Source organism: Sphingosinithalassobacter sp. LHW66-3 (assembly GCF_050703275.1).
Taxonomy (GTDB): domain Bacteria; phylum Pseudomonadota; class Alphaproteobacteria; order Sphingomonadales; family Sphingomonadaceae; genus Sphingomonas.
In genome coordinates, this window is record NZ_CP193482.1 from 1445317 (window position 1) to 1461739 (window position 16423).

The following is a 16423-nucleotide window of genomic DNA, read 5'->3' on the forward strand; positions in this document are numbered from 1 at the left end:
TCGGCGTCTCCGGGAAAGCAGGAAACGACGGCTCAGTTAGGTGCCGCGCCTGCCTGCGCCGCGAGCTGGGGCGCATGCTCCTGCATCAGCGCATAGGCCCGCTCATACCATTGGCTGCCCGGATAGTTGGTCCCCAGCACCGCAGCCGATTTCAGCGCCTCCTGCGGGATGCCGAGCGCCAGATAGCTCTCGGTGAGCCGCATCAGCGCCTCAGGAGCATGAGTCGTCGTCTGATACTGGTCCACGACCGAGCGAAAGCGCAGCGTCGCCGCCAGCCACTGGCCGCGATCCTGATAATAGCGGCCGATCTCCATTTCCTTGCCGGCGAGATGGTCGCGCAGCAGATCCATCTTCAGCCGCGCATCGGCAGCGTAGCGCGTCTGCGGATAGCGCCGCGAAAGCTCGCCCAGCGCGTCGAGCGCCTGCTGCGTGATCTTCTGATCGCGCTTAACGTCGCTGATCTGCTCGTAATAGCTCAGGCCGATCAGATAATAGGCATAGGGCGCGTCGCGGTTGCCCGGGTGCACCGCCAGGAAGCGCTGCGCCGACTGGATCGCCTCGGCATAATCCTGATTCATGTAATAGCTGAAGGCACTCATCAGCTGCGCCCGGCGCGCCCAGATCGAATAGGGATGCTGGCGCTCGACTTCGTCGAACAGCTGTGCGGCCTGCTGGTAGCGGCCACGGTCGAGCCGGTCCTTCGCCGCCGTGTAGAGCGTTCCCACGTCGCGCGCGACATAGGGAGTGTCGGCACGGCCGCCGGAGCTGGCGCAACCGGCGACGAGGATGGCGAGCGTCGCGACAAGAGCCGGAGCGAACGTGCGGAACTGAGGACTACGCATATGCGCCGTCTTAGCCGAGCCGCGCGGTCGCGAACAACATCTTTCGCGCGGTGCGAATTCCGCGACAGGCAATGCGCGGACGGCTATATCGCTCCGCACCTGCTTCGGAGACGACCTATGACCGCCACTCTCCTCGCCACCCATCGAGTCGAGAAGCCCTGGGGCAGGCATAGCCTGTGGCCCGGTTTCGCCGACCCTGGCGCGGACAGAGCCCCGGTCGGCGAAATATGGTTCCAGACGCCGGGCGACTCCGCGCCTGACCTGCTCATCAAATATCTGTTCACCAGCGAGAAGCTGTCGGTGCAGGTGCATCCGAACGATGCGCAGGCACAGGCGCGCGGCCTGCCCCGCGGCAAGGACGAGTGCTGGGTGATTCTCGATGCCGAACCCGATTCGACGATCGCACTCGGCACCAGAGAGCCTGTCGATCGCGAGACGCTGCGTCGCGCCGCGCAGGATGGATCGATCGAGCAGCTGCTCGACTGGAAGCCGGTGAAAGCGGGCGACTTTTTTTATTCGGCCTCGGGCACGATCCACGCGATCGGCGAGGGCATCACGCTGATCGAAGTGCAGCAGAATTCCGAAACCACCTACCGCCTCTACGACTATGGCCGTCCGCGCGAGCTGCACCTCGACGAAGGGCTCGCCGTCGCCGACCGGCGACCTTTCGTTCCCCACCCGATCCCCGGCAAGGTCGCGGACGATCGAACGATTCTGGTGGAAGGGCCGAAATTCGTGCTCGAGCGCTGGCCCGGCGGGCACCGCATGGTGCGGCTGGCGGAGGGGCAGACCGGCTGGCTGGTGCCTGTCACCGGGGGAGGGGTGGTCGATGGCGTGTCCTTCCGGGCGGGCGAATGCCTTACGCTGAGCGGCACCGCCGAGATCGAAGCCGAAGTGGGCAGTGACCTGTTGTTCGCCTATCCCGGCGAGCGGCGGATCTAGGCACGAGCGACCTTGATCGCCGCCGGGCGCCACATCCCCGTATACTGCATCGTGCTGACCCGTATGCGATCAGAGAATGCCCCAGGTCAGCAGCAGCCTGCCGCCGCTGACGATCGCAACGAGCAGATTCAGGTTCCGCCCCTCGTTACGGTCGGACAACACGCCGAGTGCAAGCCCCACCAGCGCTATCGGAAATACGAGCCAGTTGAGCAGCGAAACGATCGGCAGCAAGGCCGGGATCGCGAGCAGCAGCGCTATTGCGCCAACGATCAGAGAAAGAATGTTCAGCATGACCCTAAGATGGGCGTTTCGGAGTGTATTGGCAAGATAAAACGCTCAGCTCGCCAGCGGAATGAGCACTTCGTTGCGCCGCAGCGGCCCCGGCAGAAAGGGTGAGGTGTAATAGGCATGCTCGACCGGACCCGCGGCGCCATAGCCGCGCGCTTCGATCCACCGACGCAGCTCGGCCTCGCGCAGCGCCAGCACCGCCTCGTCGGTGTCGCCTGAAAAGCGCAGCGCCGCTACGCGACGCGCCGGCAGCGACCGTATCCGCACCTCGTTCCCCGCCGCGGGCAGTGTCTCTACCGCGCGATCGAAGGGCAAGACGAAGCGCGTGCGCCATCCCCGCCCGTCGCTATCACCATCCACCAGCACCGGCGCCATCACCGGAATCCGGCTGCCGCTCCGCTCCTTGCCGAAAACATAGTCCGCCAATGTCGTGAAGCCGCGCGAAAGCGCAGTATCGCGCAGACCCTCCGAAACGGTTTCCGCCACCACCAGGCCAGGATAGGCGCGCACGGTGATCGCCCCCTCGCGATCTTCGGTTTCGAATGGAACTTCGTCGTCGCCGCCGGCAAGCAGCACATAGCCCAGCCCAGCGGCGATCGCCACGGCGACGCCGGCGCCGACGATCCTCGTATTCACCTGCATCAAGCCCTTCCTCGCTGGACGTCCAAACGCCGTCCTCCGCGATCGGTTCCCCGCGGGCGGCTCACCCGAGGCGCGCAGGCCGTCCCACGATTCCTTAACCTTCCGGCGCCATCGTCGGCTGCAAACAGGAGCGATACGAATGATCCGCCGACCGCATCTCCTGCTCGCAGCGCTGCTGCCGCTGGCACTCGCCGCCTGCAGTGGCGGAAGCGAGCAGACGAATGCCGACACGATGGATGGTGAGAATGTCACCGATCCTGCGCTGGCAAGCGCGCTGCAGGACCAGATCATGGTCGACCCCAGCCTGTCGCAGCAGGCAAACGGCGATTCGGTGCGCCCCCCCGCCCAGCCCTATTCGGGCGCCGTCCCTCCGGAGGGCGTCGCCGCCAACGGCAGCACCATCGAGGGCGAGCTGATGCGCGCGCCGGCTCCGGTGCAGGCCGGGAGCGACTGCGAACAGTGCCAGAACGCCCGCGAATCGGTGACGCTGGGCGGCCTCGCGGCACGCCAGCAAAACCGCGAGCTGGGCGGGTGCGCGGCGGACCTCCAATATTCGGCTTCATGGGCAGAGCGGCTGCCGCGCGACATTCCGCTTTATCCGCACGCGCGAGTCGTCGAAGCCGCAGGCGCCGACGGTGCGGCATGCCAGCTGCGTGTCGTCACTTTCTCCTCGCCGGCACCGATGCAGACGATGCTCGACTGGTATTACACCAAGGCGGTCCGCGCGGGCTTCACCGCCGAGCACCAGGTCGACGGGGCGGAACATATCCTCGGCGGCACCCGCGAGCGCGACGACAGCGCCTATGTGCTCTTCATGACGCCGCGCCCGGATGGCGGCACCGACATCGATCTGGTGGCGAACAACGGGGTCTAGTGGCCGGCGCGCGTAAGGCGCGTCCTTTCCCTGCGCGCGATTCCGCGCTAACCGGCGGATCATGCCCCATCTTCTTCTCGTCATGCTGGGCGGTGCGATCGGCGCCGGCGCACGGCACCTCGTCGGGCGCGCCACGCTCGCCTGGTTCGGCCCCGGCTATCCGGTCGGCACGCTCACCGTGAACGTGCTCGGCGGGTTCGCCATGGGGCTGCTCGCCGGCAGCCTGGCGCGTGCGGGCGGCAGCGAGCAGCTGAGGCTGCTGGTCGGCGTCGGAGTCCTGGGCGGCTTCACGACCTTCTCCGCCTTCTCGCTCGACGTGATGATGATGCTCGAGCGCGGCGACTGGACCTCCGCCGGTTTCTACGCGCTCGTCTCGGTCACCGGCGCCGTCGCAGCGCTCGCGGCGGGGCTCGGCCTAGTACGGGCGCTGGCATGAGCGCGGCCGGAGACGTTCGCCAGTTCACCGTCGGCATCGACGACGACGGCATCCGCCTGGATCGCTGGTTCAAGCGGCACATGGCGGACGTGAGCTTCAACACCGTGTCGCGCTGGGCGCGGACCGGCCAAATCCGAGTCGATGGCGCGCGGGCTTCTCCGGGCGACCGGATCGCCTCGGGGCAAGTGATCCGCGTCCCGCCCGCCGAAGCGCCAAAGCCCGCGCGCGCCCGCCCGCAACGGCCGCAGCTCAGCGATGAACAGATCGATTTCGCGCGCGCGATGGTGATCCATCAGGACGGCTCGGCCATTGTGCTCAACAAGCCGCCGGGTCTCGCGACCCAGGGCGGTACCAAGACGATCGAGCATGTCGATGCCCTGCTCGATGCGCTGCAGTTCGAAGCGGAAGGCCGTCCGAAGCTGGTCCACCGGCTCGACAAGGATACCTCGGGAGCGCTGCTCCTCGCCCGCTCGGCGCGCGCCGCGGCCTTTTTCGCCAAGCATTTTTCGGGCCGCACCGCCCGCAAGCGCTATTGGGCGCTGGTCGTCGGCATTCCCGAGATCGAGGACGGCTTCATCGATCTGCCGATCGGCAAGCAGCCGGGTACCGGCGGCGAGAAAATGCACGTCGACGAGGCCGAGGGGCAGCCCGCGCGGACCCGCTATCGCGTGATCGAGCGCGCGGGTAATCGCGCCGCCTGGGTCGAGCTCCAGCCGCTCACCGGCCGAACCCACCAGCTCCGCGTCCATATGGCGGCGATCGGCCATCCGATCGTGGGAGACGGCAAATACGGCGGCCAGGAGGCGTTCCTCACCGGCGGGGTCAGCCGCAAAATGCATCTCCATGCGCGCCGCATCCGCATCGACCATCCGGACGGCGACCGGCTCGACGTGACGGCGCCGCTGCCGACGCATTTCGCCGAGACGCTGAGCACGTTGGGATTCGACGAAGCGATCGGCGACGCGATGCCGTTCGACGACGGTCCGCCGCCCCCGACCCGCGAGCAGCAGAAGGCGCGCGCGCGGGCGCACGCCAAAGCTGTCCGCAAGGAGCGCCGGGGCGAACGGCGCTCCCGCGGCACGAAGCGGTGAACCGCCTCGCCATCTTCGATTGCGACGGCACGCTGGTGGACAGCCAGGCGAACATCTGTCGCGCGATGGAGACGTGCTTCGCCAACGCACGGCTCGACCCGTCAGAGCGGGCCGCGATCCGCCGCATCGTGGGACTGAGCCTGGTGCCTGCGATCGCCATGCTTCTCCCCGAGGGCGATGCCGCGCTCCACGAGGCGATGGCGGAGGATTACAAGCGCGCCTTCTTCACCCTGCGCTCCACCGGCGCTCTCGAACAGGAACCGTTGTTCGACGGGATCGCCGAGTCGATCGAGGCGCTCGAATCGGCGGGCTGGCTACTCGGTGTGGCGACCGGAAAGTCGGATCGCGGGCTTCACCACGTCCTCGATCAGCATGGCATCCGACACCGCTTCGTCACGCTGCAGACTGCCGACCGGCACCCGTCCAAACCGCATCCGGCAATGCTGCAAGCGGCGATCGCCGAAGCCGGCGCCGCTCCCGAAACCACCGCGATGATCGGCGACACGAGCTTCGACATGGCGATGGCGCGCGCGGGCGGCGCACATGCGATCGGCGTCGCCTGGGGCTATCATGATGCGGAAGAGCTCGCCGCGGCGGGCGCGCATGTCGTGCTCGACCGCGCACATATGCTGCCCGCGCACCTCGAAGCGCTGCTGGAGACGCTATGATCGACCCGGAGGTTCAGGCTCGCAACCGCTATTTCATGATGGTGGGCGTGCAGATGCTGGCGACTGCGGGCGCAGTGTTCGGCCTCGTTCTCGCGGGACGCTCGACGCAGTGGGAGACCACCGTGCTGGGCGGCGCGATCGTGCTGATGGGGCTCTATGTGATCGCAGTGGTACCGCGCGCGATGGCCCGCCGGTGGCGGACGCCGGACGACCGGTGAAGCGTTTCTGGGAGGAAGTTACGCTCGCCCCCGGGTCGAACGGCCATGGGCTGCGGCTCGACGGGCGGGCCGTGAACACGCCCGGACGTACGCCGCTGCTGCTGCCCAGCGCCGCACTCGCCGAAGCCGTAGCACAGGAGTGGCGCGACGTCGGCGAGATGATCGATCCGCGCGCGATGCCGCTCACCGCGCTCGCCAATGCCGCGATAGACCGTGTTGCACCCGATCCCGCCGGGTTCGCACGCGGGCTCGCCGCCTACGGCGAGAGCGACCTGCTCTGTTATCGCGCCGACGCGCCAGCCGAACTCGTTGCGCGGCAGGCGATGCACTGGGATCCGCTGCTCGATTGGGCGCGTGCGCGCTACGATGTGCACTTCGAGCAGGTGGCCGGCGTGATGCATCGCGCGCAGCCGGAAGCGACCATCGCTCGGCTTGGCGATGCGGTGGCGACCCGCACGGCGTTCGAGCTGGCCGGGCTGTCGCCTTTGGTGACGATAGGCGGATCGCTGGTCGGCGCATTGGCGCTGCTGGAGGGCGGCGTCGATCGCGAAACGCTGTGGCGAGCAGTGCAGCTCGACGAGGACTGGCAGGCGGAAAAATGGGGCGACGACGAACTCGCGACTGCCGCACGCGAATCGCGCAGGGCGGAATTCGATGCCGCGGCGCGGTTTCTCGCCCTGCTGTGACGCGAGGCGACGGTCCGGTCCCGCCGACAGCCGCTCAGGCGGGAAAGAGTGACGGTCAATCTCGTTCGCATCTTCCCACGGATGCTGTAGCCATGCGCTTCCACCGGGCCACGAAGCGAGTTCTTCTGTGACGAACCGCAATGAAGAAGGGCGCGATCTTGCCTTCGCTTGTGCCTGCGGGGCGGTATCCGGGAAGCTCGTCGCGCCCGGGCCGGGTGTGGGCGATCATGTCGTGTGCCACTGCACCGATTGTCAGGCGTTCGCAACGCGCCTGGGCGCCGCAGAGCGCATCCTCGATCGCCACGCCGGGACCGCGCTCTATCAGGGGCGGTGCGCCACGATCCGAGTCGATACCGGCCGCGAGCAGCTGCGCTGCATGCACCTGGCCCGGAAGCCGACGCTGCGCTGGTATGCGGCGTGTTGCGACACCCCGATGTTCAACACCTACAAGAACGGCCGCATCCCCTACATCACCGTCCTCGTCGCCAACTGCGACCCGGATCGCCGCGACCCGCTCCTGGGGCCGCCGATCGGCCATTTGTTCACCGATGAAGCGGCGGGCGACGTCAGCTGCCTCAAGCGTATGCCGATGCGCACGCTGATGTGGCGCTTTTCAAGGCGGATGATCGCCGACATGGTCTCCGGCGACCGGAGGCGCAGTCCGCTGTTCGATCCGGCGACGCTCGATCCGATCGCGCCGCCGCAGCCGGCGCGGGCACCCGAAGGCGCCTGAGCGCAGCGCCTCCCCTATTCGCGGCCTTCGGAACGCGGATGCGGCAGGAACCAGGCGATCACCGCCCCGGCCGCTGCCCAGGAAAGCAGGTCGCTCACCCACAGATAGGTGAAATAGCCCCATGGCATGTGGTTGAAGACCGGTTGGCCGAGATCGGTGTAGAGCGTGATCGCAGCGGCGAAGAGCAGCACCAGCTTGAACCGGTCGGCGAAGCTGGCGCGGGCGGCGCAGCTGCGCAGTGCGATCCCGGCCACCAGAACGCAGAGGATCGCAAGGATGAGGCCGCCGATCAACGCGCCGGTGTCAGGCAATGCGATGCCGCTGTTCACGAACTGCACCAGCGCATTCGGCCCCCGGCCGACCAGCTCGGTGCCCGCGGCGCTGCCCGGCGACGGAATCCAATAGGCGCCGGTGCCCGTCGGCCCCAGATGCTGGGCGAGCGCCGCCTGCAGCGCGGCCGAATCACCGGCGGCGACCTGCTTGTAGGCGAGCAGGCTGAGCGGAGTACCCCAGAAGACGAAGCCGACGAGCCACATCGCCAGCCCACCCAACACGCTTCCGATCAACAACCGCGGCATCGCAGCGCCTCCCCTTTTTGTGCGTGCTACTTCATCAATCCACGGATGAATCCGATCAACCCCGTCTGCCGCGACCGCTTGAGCCGCTCGGCGGCGAGGATCGTCCGGACCGATTCGTAGCATTTCTCGACATCGTCGTTGACGAGAACATAGTCATAGCCGTCCCAATGGGCCACCTCGCCCGCGGCGCGCGCCATGCGGCGCTCGATCACTTCGCGCGCGTCGGTCGCGCGGGTTTCGAGCCGACGGCGAAGCTCCTCCATCGACGGCGGCAGCACGAACAGGCGGACGACGTCGCCGCCCGCGAGCTGATAGAGCTGCTGCGCGCCCTGCCAGTCGATATCGAACAGCACGTCGTTGCCGCTGGCCAGCATCGAGAAGACGCTCTGCTTGGGCGTCCCATAGCGATGATCGAACACATGCGCCCATTCGAGGAATTCGTTCGCCGCGACCATTTCCTTGAACGTTTCGGTATCGACGAAATGATAGTCGACGCCGTCCACTTCGCCGGGGCGCATCGGCCGAGTCGTGTACGAAACCGACATGGTCAAATACGGATCGTTCGCCAGCAGTTTGCGCGCGATCGTCGACTTGCCGGCGCCCGACGGCGAGGAAAGAACGAAGAGCACGCCGCGCCGTTTGAAGCCGTGCGGATCCTGTTCGAAGCTATGAGGCATGGCCGCTAGTGGCGCGGCCCCGGCACCCGCGTCAAGCGCCAGGGCCACCGAATCGGGCCTAGGGAGCCGAGGCGTTGGTATCGGGTCCGCGCGCCCGCGCCGCCTCGACCGGGGGCGGCGGCTCCTGACGGCGCCGCTTGCGCTTATCGTAGAGATATTTGCCCGCGAAAAGGCCGCCGCCGAGCGCCCAGCCCCACGGGCCGATGCGCGGCAGGACGCGGGTGGCGGCCGCGCCCAGCAGCGCGCCTTTCGCCCCGCTGCCCGCGCGGCGGCCGAGCGCACCGCCGACCACGCCTCCCAATACTCGCCGAATCATGCAGCTTCTCCTTCTCGAGACTTCGCCAATAGAGCGCCGCAAGCGAGGCAGAGTTCCGCGCGGGGCGCCCGCTCAGCGCCCGACCATCGTTTCCGGCTTCACCACCCGATCGAAGGTCGCTTCGTCGACCAGCCCGAGCTGGAGTCCGCTCTCCTTGAGCGTCAGCCCCTTTTCGTGCGCGTTCTTGGCGATCTTGGCGGCGTTGTCGTAGCCGATCTCGGGCGCAAGCGCAGTCACCAGCATCAGCGAACGGCCGACCAGATCGGCGATCTGCTTCTCATTCGCCTCGATCCCGTCGACGCAGCGTTCGGCGAAGCTGGTCATGCCCACGGCCATCAGATGGATCGAGCGCAGCACGCTGGCGCCGATCAGCGGCATGAACACGTTGAGTTCGAAATGGCCCTGCATCCCGCCGACGGTTACGGCCTGATGATTGCCGATCACCTGCGCCGCGACCATCGTCAGCGATTCGCACTGGGTGGGATTGACCTTGCCCGGCATGATCGAGCTGCCCGGCTCGTTGGCGGGCAGCGACAGCTCGCCGAGACCCGAGCGCGGTCCCGAGCCGAGGAAGCGGATGTCGTTGGCGATCTTGTTCAGCGCCACCGCCAGCGTGTTGAGCGCGCCCGAGAAGAACACCAGCCCATCCTTGGCCGCCAGCTGCTCGAACTTGTTCGGCGCCGGCTCGAACTGCGTGCCGGCGATGTCGGAGATGGCCTGCGCCATGTCCTCGGCCCAGCCCTGCGGCGCGTTGAGCCCGGTGCCGACCGCGGTGCCGCCGATCGCCAGCTTGCGCAGATTACCGTTCAGCGCGCCTTCGAGCCGCGCCTTGCAGCTGATCAGCTGCGCGGCATAGCCGGAGAATTCCTGGCCGAGCGTGAGCGGCGTGGCGTCCTGGGTATGGGTGCGGCCGATCTTGACGATGTGATCCCAAGCCTTTGCCTTTTCGCTGAGCGCCCCCTCCAGCCGGTCGAGCGCAGGGAACAGCGAATCGCGCGCGGCGAGCGCGGCGGCGACGTGGAGCGCAGTGGGGAAGCTGTCGTTCGACGACTGGCTCATGTTGACGTGATCGTTGGGATGGACCGGCGACTTGCCGCCGCGCGTGCCCGAGAGCATCTCGTTCGCGCGGCCGGCGATCACTTCGTTGACGTTCATGTTGGTCTGGGTGCCGCTGCCGGTCTGCCAGATCACCAGCGGGAACTGATCGTCGAGCTTGCCCGCGATCACTTCCTGCGCCGCAGCCTCGATTGCATCGGCGATCTTGCCGTCGAGCCCGTGCTTGCGGTTCACCCGCGCCGCCGCCTGCTTCACGATCGCCTGGGCATGGACGATGCCGAGCGGCATCCGCTCCATCGATCCGAACGGGAAATTCTCGATCGAACGCTGGGTTTGCGCGCCCCAATAGGCGTCGGCGGGAACTTCGATGGCGCCGATCGAATCGGTTTCGGTACGGGTGGTCACGAGTGCGTCATCCTCTTTGCCAGTCGCTGCGATGGAGTCGCGGGCGCTCTAGCGGGTGCGAGGCGGCGCTGCCAAGCGGTAGCGGGATACCCGAACGCAGCGAATGCAACGCTACGTCCCCCCTCGGTCCCGCCGGGCCGCCGAGCCGCTTCGGCACGGCGGGCGGAGCGAATCGGAGGCGCCGGATAGGGCATGGGTGCGAGCGTAGCGCGGCGCGGGGGGTGTAGGACAGCGGGAATGTCGGAGGGCCGGCCGGGAGCTGCGCGGCGACCCGGGCGGGCGCGGCCGGCGTTCGCGGCGTGCCGGCGCAAGCTGTCGCGATGAACCGTCGTGCGACTGCCGAAGTGCACGGCACCGCTCGCGTCTAAGTATTTTCCACCGAGCGTCGGTTTAGGGGAGATTTAACCGAGCCGGCTATGCATCGCTCAGGATGGGAGCGCGATGAAACTCAGGCCGATCAAGTGGTTCATGGAGGTCGGGCAGGATCCGATCCTGGCGCAGGCGCAGGCGGTGCAGATGCGGCGGCAGGTGCCGCTGCTCTATGGGCTGCTGCTGATCAATTCCACTGCGCTGGCATGGTCCCACGCGGACAACGCCCCGATACTGCTGACGGTAGCCGTGCCCGCCTTTCTGCTTGGCATTACTGCCGTCCGCCTGATCCACTGGGTCCGCATCCGAAACGATCCGACACCGGAGCCTCAAGAGGCGCGCAGGCAGCTTCGCGTCATTTCCCTCGCTGCGGCAGGCTTCGGCGTCGGGTATCTCGCCTGGTCGCTGTCGCTGGCGCAATATGGCGGCCCCTTCGAACAGGCGCACACCGCGCTGTACGTCTCGACGACGGTGATCGGGTGCATCTTCTGCCTCATCCACGTTCCCCAAGCGGCGATCCTGGGGGCGGCCGGCGTTCTGCCCGCCTATTTTCTGGCGCTGCTCGGACAGGACCAGCATGCGGTGTTCGCGCCGATCGCATTGAACGTTCTGCTGGTGGTGCTCGTCCTGCTGCGCGTGCTTTGCAACACCTTCGAAAATTTCAGCACCGAAGTCGCGGCGCGCGAGAAGCTTGCCGAGCAGCATGAGGAAATGGTCCGGCTGAACGCCGAGAATCATGCACTGGCACATACCGACAGCCTGACCCAGCTCGGCAACCGGCGCCGTTTCCTCGCCGACATCACCGCAGTGACCGGGAATCCGGCGAACGTCGGCGTCACGACGATCGGCGTGATCGATCTCGACCGGTTCAAGCCGGTCAACGATACGTTCGGCCATTCGATCGGCGACGAGCTGCTGAACCGGATCGCCGAGCGGCTGCGCCAGGTCGCCGGTCCCTCCGCGACACTGTATCGGCTGGGCGGCGACGAATTCGGCGTGATCCTGCATGCATCGCCCGAGGAAGCGGCCGAGATCGCCGAGCGGCTGTGCCAGGCGGTGGCAATGCCGATCTTCGTCGGCAACCGCGAGCTTTCGGTCGGGGCCTCGCTGGGTCTGGCGCATTTCATGGACGAAGGCACCGCATGCCGCGCGCTTTGGGAGCACGCCGACCACGCGCTCTATCACGCGAAACGGCACCGGCGCGGCACTGCGGTCACCTTCACCGACGATCTGGAAGACGTGGTGCGCGGCGAGCAGCTGCTCGAAGTCGAGCTGAAGGCGATTGACGTCGACAAGGATCTTCAGGTGCATGTGCAGCCGATCGTCGACTACGCGAGCGGCGGGATCGTCGGCGGTGAAGTGCTCGTCCGCTGGACGAGCCCGCAACTGGGAAGCGTATCGCCAGAGCGTTTCATCGCGATCGCCGAGCGCAGCACCATCATCCACCGCATCACGCTTTCGGTGGTCGAACGCGCGCTGCAGCTGCTGGCGCAGCTTCCCGACCATTATTCGCTCTCGGTGAACGTCTCCGCATGCGACCTGAACGCCCCGGAGACGATCAGTGCGATCCTGAGCGCCGTTCGCCGCAGCCGCTCGGACCCGGGCCGATTGTGGATCGAAGTGACCGAAACCGCAGTGATGCGGGATCTGGACGCGGCGATCGAGGCGCTCAACATGCTGCGCGGCGCCGGGCTCAAGATCGCGCTCGACGATTTCGGAACGGGATATTCGAGCCTGAGCAACCTTCACCGGCTGCCGCTCGACCGAGTGAAGATCGACCGCAGCTTCGCCAACGACCTCGGCAACAGCTACAGCAGCTCGATCTCCCGCGCAGTGATCGGCCTATGCGAGACGCTGGAGCTTTCCTGCGTGGCGGAGGGCGTGGAGACGGCGGAACAGGCGGCCCTGCTCCGCGAGATGGGCTGTACGCTGCTGCAAGGCTATTTCATCGCGAAGCCACTGCCGATCGCGCAGTTTCTCGCCCTCGACGCGGCGGCCGAACACACGGCCGAATACAAGGCGGCCTGAGCTCCCGCCGGAAGGTCCATGGCAGCGCCCCGGACCTCCGGCGCCGATCCGCCCCTATTTCTTCCGCTTGAAATCCACCGACACGACGTTCGAACCATCGTCGGCCGGCTTTGCGACGGGGCCGTCGTTTTCGGCCTCGTCGTGCGGTTCGGGGCCGTCGGGGCCTTCGGCGGCCTGGAAGCGCAGTTCGAAGTTCACGGCGGGATCATGGAAGCCGGTGATCGCCGAGAAGGGGATCGTGAGGATCGCGGGAATCTGATTGAAGCTCAGACCGACCGAGAAATATTCGGGCGCGACCTTCAGATCCCAATATTTGTGCTGGAGCACGATCGTCATCTCGTCCGGAAACCGGTCGATCAGCCGCTGGGGGATATCGACTCCCGCCGCCTGGGTCTTGAAGGTGATGTAGAAATGATGGGTGCCCGGCAGGCCCCCACGCTCGGCCACCGATCCGAGGACGCGGCCGACGACGGCGCGCAGCGCCTCCTGCACGATCTCGTCATAGGGAATCAGGCTGTCGGGAATACCACCGTTCATCGGGCAACTGCTAACGGCTGTTGCCACGCGGTCAAGATTGCATGGGGCCCCGCGCACGCTATGTGAAGCGCCATGCGCACCGCCACCATCAGCCGCAAGACCAGCGAGACCTCGGTCGACGTGACCGTGAACCTCGACGGGACCGGCGACTATACGATCTCCACCGGGATCGGCTTTTTCGATCACATGCTCGAGCAGCTCTCGCGCCATTCGCTGATCGATCTCGACGTGAAGACGGTGGGCGACCTGCACATCGACCAGCATCATACCGTCGAGGACACGGGGCTGGCGATCGGCGAGGCAGTGGCCAAGGCGCTGGGCGACAAGAAGGGCATCCGCCGCTACGCCGACGCGCTTTCGCCGATGGACGAGACGCTGACGCGCGTTGCGATCGACATTTCCGGCCGGCCCTTTCTCGTGTGGAAGACGCAGTTCAGCCAGAAGCGGCTGGGCGAGATGGACACCGAGATGTTCGAACACTGGTTCCACAGCTTCGCACAGACGGCGGGCGTGACGCTGCACGTCGAGACGCTGTACGGATCGAACAACCATCACATCGCCGAAGCCGCATTCAAGGGGCTGGCCCGCGCGCTGCGCCAGGCGGTCGAGATCGACCCGCGCAAGGCCGATGCGATCCCCAGCACCAAGGGCGTGCTATGATCGTCGTCGAGCTGAGCTACACCGTCGACCGCGAGCGGATCGACGCGCTGCGCCCCGCGCACCTCGCCTGGCTGCAGCAGGGGCTCGACGACGGGCGGCTGCTGCTTTCGGGGCGCAAGGTGCCGGTGACGGGCGGAATGCTGCTGGTGCGCGGCACGCTCGACGACGTGCGCGACTGGTGCGCGAGCGATCCCTTCGCAATCGACGGCGTGGCCGAATATCGCTTTTTCGAGTTCGAGCCGAGCAAGGCGGCGGCGGGGCTCGAGGCGCTGCTGGCATGAGCGTCGCGCTGATCGATTATGGCGCGGGCAATCTCCACTCGGTCCATAACGCACTGAAGGCCGCCGGCGCGCGCGACATCGCCGTGACCGACGATCCCGATCGGGTGTTGCGCGCCGAGCGGGTGGTGCTGCCCGGCGTCGGCGCGTTCGGCGCCTGCGCCGCGGGGCTGCGCGCGCTGCCCGGCATGGTCGAGGCGATGGAGGCACGGGTGCTGCGCGGCGGCGCGCCGTTCCTGGGCGTGTGCGTCGGCATGCAGCTGCTCGCCGAGCGCGGCGACGAGCTGGGCAGCCACGCCGGGCTCGGCTGGATACCGGGCGTGGTCCGCGCGCTTCCGCCGGGCGAGACGGTGCGCGTGCCGCACATGGGCTGGAACGACGTCGTCCCCTGTGCCGAGCATCCGCTGATCGAGGCGGGCGAAGCCTATTTCCTGCACAGCTTCGCCTTCGAAGGCGAAGCTGTGCTCGCCGTCACCGATCATGGCGGCCCCGTGACCGCCGCGATCGGCCGCGACAATATCGCGGGCGTCCAGTTCCACCCCGAAAAGAGCCAGCGCTACGGCATCGCGCTGATCGAAAGGTTCCTCGCATGGCGGCCGTGACCGCATGACTCTCACTGTCTTTCCCGCGATCGACCTCAAGGCCGGCAAGGTCGTGCGGCTGGCCGAAGGCGACATGGACCGCGCCACCATCTATGGCGAGGATCCGGCCGCGCAGGCGGAAGCGTTCGCCGCGGCGGGCGCCGATTACCTGCACGTCGTCGATCTGGACGGCGCCTTCGCCGGCAAGGCGGTGAACGGCGCGGCGGTGGCTTCGGTGGTGCGGGCGTTCCCCGGCCGGGTGCAGGTGGGCGGCGGCATCCGCACGCGCGAGGCGATCGACCGCTGGCTCGAACTCGGCGTCGCCCGCGTCGTGATCGGCACGGCGGCACTCGAGCGGCCAGCGCTGGTCCGCGAGGCGGCGAAGGTCCATCCGGGCCGGATCGTGGTGGCCGTCGATGCGCGCGACGGGCTGGTGGCGACGCGCGGCTGGGCCGATGTATCGAGCGTGCGAGTCGAGGAGCTCGCCGCGCGTTTCCGCGACGCGGGCGTGGCCGCGCTGCTCTTCACCGACGTCGGCCGCGACGGGCTGCTCAAGGGCTGCAACGTCGCAGCGACCGTGGCGCTGGCGCGCTCGTCCGACATTCCGGTGATCGCCAGCGGCGGCGTGGCCGACATCGCCGACATCGGCACGCTGGCCGAGCATGCCGATGAAGGGATCGACGGCGTGATCACCGGCCGCGCGCTCTACGACGGGCGGCTCGACCTGGCCGAAGCGCTGCGGGTGGCGCGCGGATGAGCGTTCGCGCGCGCGTCATCCCCTGTCTCGACGTCGCGAACGGCCGCGTCGTCAAGGGCGTGAACTTCGTCGACCTGAAGGACGCGGGCGATCCGGTCGAACAGGCACGCGCCTATGACGCAGCGGGCGCCGACGAGCTGTGCTTCCTCGACATCACCGCCAGCCACGAGGCGCGCGGCACGATGATCGACGTGGTGCGCCGCACCGCCGAAGTCTGCTTCATGCCGCTCACCGTCGGCGGCGGCGTGCGCGGCGTGGAGGACGCGCGCGCGCTGCTGCTCGCCGGGGCCGACAAGGTGGCCGTGAATTCCGCCGCAGTGGCGCGGCCCGAGCTGGTGTCCGAGATCGCCGAGCGGATGGGAAGCCAGTGCGTCGTCGCCTCGGTCGATGCGCGGCGGGTGGACGACGGGCGCTGGGAAGTCTTCACCCATGGCGGCCGCAAGCCGACCGGGATCGACGCGGTCGCGCACGCGCTGCGGCTGGCCGAGCTGGGCGCGGGCGAGCTGCTCGTCACGTCGATGGATCGCGACGGCACGCGCGACGGCTATGACCTCGCGCTGATCCGCACGATCGCCGACCAGGTTTCGGTGCCGGTGGTCGCATCGGGCGGCGTCGGCACGCTCGATCATCTGGTTCAGGGCATCCGCGACGGCCATGCCTCGGCGGTGCTCGCGGCCTCGATCTTCCATTTCGGCGAGGCCAGCCTCGGCGAAGCGCATGCCGCGCTCGCCGCGGCGGGTATCCCGGTGCGCGCTTAACGC

At 67.6% G+C, this 16423-nt stretch carries 22 protein-coding genes; 14 read left to right on the plus strand and 8 right to left on the minus strand.

Going from position 1 to position 16423, the window contains the following annotated elements:
• Nucleotides 1-32: 32 nt before the first annotated feature.
• Nucleotides 33-842, minus strand: coding sequence for an outer membrane protein assembly factor BamD (locus tag ACQ450_RS06955; protein ID WP_188055932.1), 810 nt, complete (start codon nucleotides 840-842; stop codon nucleotides 33-35).
• A gap of 117 nt (nucleotides 843-959) precedes the next feature.
• Between ACQ450_RS06955 and ACQ450_RS06960 the strand changes: the two genes are divergently transcribed.
• Nucleotides 960-1784, plus strand: coding sequence for a class I mannose-6-phosphate isomerase (locus ACQ450_RS06960; RefSeq protein ID WP_431471023.1), 825 nt, complete (start codon nucleotides 960-962; stop codon nucleotides 1782-1784).
• 69 nt (nucleotides 1785-1853) lie between these two features.
• Here the strand turns inward: ACQ450_RS06960 and ACQ450_RS06965 are convergent, their stop codons facing one another.
• Both ACQ450_RS06965 and ACQ450_RS06970 read right to left on the minus strand, forming a co-directional pair.
• Nucleotides 1854-2075: a hypothetical protein gene (locus ACQ450_RS06965; protein WP_188055934.1), complete on the minus strand. Its 222-nt coding sequence runs from the start codon at nucleotides 2073-2075 to the stop codon at nucleotides 1854-1856.
• Nucleotides 2076-2120: 45 nt separating this feature from the next.
• A complete protein-coding gene (locus tag ACQ450_RS06970; protein WP_431471024.1) occupies nucleotides 2121-2714 on the minus strand; it encodes an SOUL family heme-binding protein in 594 nt (197 codons plus the stop codon).
• A gap of 139 nt (nucleotides 2715-2853) precedes the next feature.
• Here ACQ450_RS06970 and ACQ450_RS06975 point away from each other — a divergent pair, with 139 nt between their 5' ends.
• From ACQ450_RS06975 to ACQ450_RS07005, 7 genes are all read left to right on the plus strand, one after another.
• Nucleotides 2854-3588, plus strand: coding sequence for a hypothetical protein (locus ACQ450_RS06975; protein WP_431471025.1), 735 nt, complete (start codon nucleotides 2854-2856; stop codon nucleotides 3586-3588).
• Nucleotides 3589-3649: 61 nt separating this feature from the next.
• Complete coding sequence (crcB, locus tag ACQ450_RS06980) at nucleotides 3650-4024, plus strand: fluoride efflux transporter CrcB (RefSeq protein ID WP_431471026.1); 375 nt, start codon at nucleotides 3650-3652, stop codon at nucleotides 4022-4024.
• Nucleotides 4021-5115: an RluA family pseudouridine synthase gene (locus tag ACQ450_RS06985; RefSeq protein ID WP_431471027.1), complete on the plus strand. Its 1095-nt coding sequence runs from the start codon at nucleotides 4021-4023 to the stop codon at nucleotides 5113-5115. Before crcB ends, ACQ450_RS06985 begins: the two co-directional genes overlap by 4 nt.
• Entirely contained in the window at nucleotides 5112-5783 is a 672-nt protein-coding gene (locus tag ACQ450_RS06990; protein ID WP_431471028.1) for an HAD-IA family hydrolase, read from the plus strand. The genes ACQ450_RS06985 and ACQ450_RS06990 overlap by 4 nt, the downstream gene beginning before the upstream one ends.
• On the plus strand, nucleotides 5780-6001 hold the full coding sequence (locus tag ACQ450_RS06995) for a hypothetical protein (RefSeq protein WP_262504026.1): 222 nt from the start codon (nucleotides 5780-5782) through the stop codon (nucleotides 5999-6001). The genes ACQ450_RS06990 and ACQ450_RS06995 overlap by 4 nt, the downstream gene beginning before the upstream one ends.
• Nucleotides 5998-6687: an ATP12 family chaperone protein gene (locus ACQ450_RS07000; protein ID WP_431471179.1), complete on the plus strand. Its 690-nt coding sequence runs from the start codon at nucleotides 5998-6000 to the stop codon at nucleotides 6685-6687. The genes ACQ450_RS06995 and ACQ450_RS07000 overlap by 4 nt, the downstream gene beginning before the upstream one ends.
• 127 nt (nucleotides 6688-6814) lie before the next feature.
• Entirely contained in the window at nucleotides 6815-7420 is a 606-nt protein-coding gene (locus tag ACQ450_RS07005; RefSeq protein WP_431471029.1) for a DUF6151 family protein, read from the plus strand.
• Nucleotides 7421-7434: 14 nt separating this feature from the next.
• On the opposite strand, the gene ACQ450_RS07010 is transcribed toward ACQ450_RS07005, so the two are convergent.
• From ACQ450_RS07010 to fumC, 4 genes are all read right to left on the minus strand, one after another.
• Nucleotides 7435-7998, minus strand: a complete 564-nt coding sequence (locus ACQ450_RS07010; protein WP_431471030.1) for a hypothetical protein — start codon at nucleotides 7996-7998, stop codon at nucleotides 7435-7437.
• Between the two features lie 26 nt (nucleotides 7999-8024).
• On the minus strand, nucleotides 8025-8675 hold the full coding sequence (gene gmk / locus ACQ450_RS07015) for a guanylate kinase (RefSeq protein ID WP_188055941.1): 651 nt from the start codon (nucleotides 8673-8675) through the stop codon (nucleotides 8025-8027).
• Nucleotides 8676-8733: 58 nt separating this feature from the next.
• A complete protein-coding gene (locus ACQ450_RS07020) occupies nucleotides 8734-8991 on the minus strand; it encodes a hypothetical protein (protein WP_188055942.1) in 258 nt (85 codons plus the stop codon).
• Between the two features lie 72 nt (nucleotides 8992-9063).
• Entirely contained in the window at nucleotides 9064-10452 is a 1389-nt protein-coding gene (gene fumC, locus ACQ450_RS07025) for a class II fumarate hydratase (RefSeq protein ID WP_431471031.1), read from the minus strand.
• A gap of 441 nt (nucleotides 10453-10893) precedes the next feature.
• On the opposite strand from fumC, the gene ACQ450_RS07030 reads away from it, so the two are divergent.
• Nucleotides 10894-12849: a putative bifunctional diguanylate cyclase/phosphodiesterase gene (locus tag ACQ450_RS07030; protein WP_431471032.1), complete on the plus strand. Its 1956-nt coding sequence runs from the start codon at nucleotides 10894-10896 to the stop codon at nucleotides 12847-12849.
• A gap of 54 nt (nucleotides 12850-12903) precedes the next feature.
• Here ACQ450_RS07030 and ACQ450_RS07035 read toward each other — a convergent pair whose 3' ends face one another.
• The gene (locus ACQ450_RS07035; protein ID WP_188055944.1) at nucleotides 12904-13386 is read right to left on the minus strand and encodes an SspB family protein; all 483 of its coding nucleotides are present in this window, start codon (nucleotides 13384-13386) and stop codon (nucleotides 12904-12906) included.
• 72 nt (nucleotides 13387-13458) lie between these two features.
• On the opposite strand from ACQ450_RS07035, the gene hisB reads away from it, so the two are divergent.
• The 5 genes from hisB to hisF are packed head-to-tail and all read left to right on the plus strand — an operon-like array spanning nucleotide 13459 to nucleotide 16420.
• On the plus strand, nucleotides 13459-14046 hold the full coding sequence (hisB, locus tag ACQ450_RS07040) for an imidazoleglycerol-phosphate dehydratase HisB (RefSeq protein WP_188055945.1): 588 nt from the start codon (nucleotides 13459-13461) through the stop codon (nucleotides 14044-14046).
• On the plus strand, nucleotides 14043-14327 hold the full coding sequence (locus tag ACQ450_RS07045; protein ID WP_431471033.1) for a YciI family protein: 285 nt from the start codon (nucleotides 14043-14045) through the stop codon (nucleotides 14325-14327). The genes hisB and ACQ450_RS07045 overlap by 4 nt, the downstream gene beginning before the upstream one ends.
• Nucleotides 14324-14926 carry an imidazole glycerol phosphate synthase subunit HisH gene (gene hisH, locus ACQ450_RS07050; RefSeq protein WP_431471034.1) on the plus strand — a complete coding sequence of 201 codons (603 nt, stop codon included), beginning with the start codon at nucleotides 14324-14326 and terminating at the stop codon, nucleotides 14924-14926. The genes ACQ450_RS07045 and hisH overlap by 4 nt, the downstream gene beginning before the upstream one ends.
• Before the next feature lie 4 nt (nucleotides 14927-14930).
• Nucleotides 14931-15662, plus strand: coding sequence for a 1-(5-phosphoribosyl)-5-[(5-phosphoribosylamino)methylideneamino]imidazole-4-carboxamide isomerase (hisA, locus tag ACQ450_RS07055; protein ID WP_431471035.1), 732 nt, complete (start codon nucleotides 14931-14933; stop codon nucleotides 15660-15662).
• Nucleotides 15659-16420 (plus strand): imidazole glycerol phosphate synthase subunit HisF, encoded by a 762-nt coding sequence (hisF, locus tag ACQ450_RS07060; protein WP_431471036.1) that lies wholly within the window; start codon nucleotides 15659-15661, stop codon nucleotides 16418-16420. Before hisA ends, hisF begins: the two co-directional genes overlap by 4 nt.
• The last annotated feature ends 3 nt before the right edge of the window (nucleotides 16421-16423 follow it).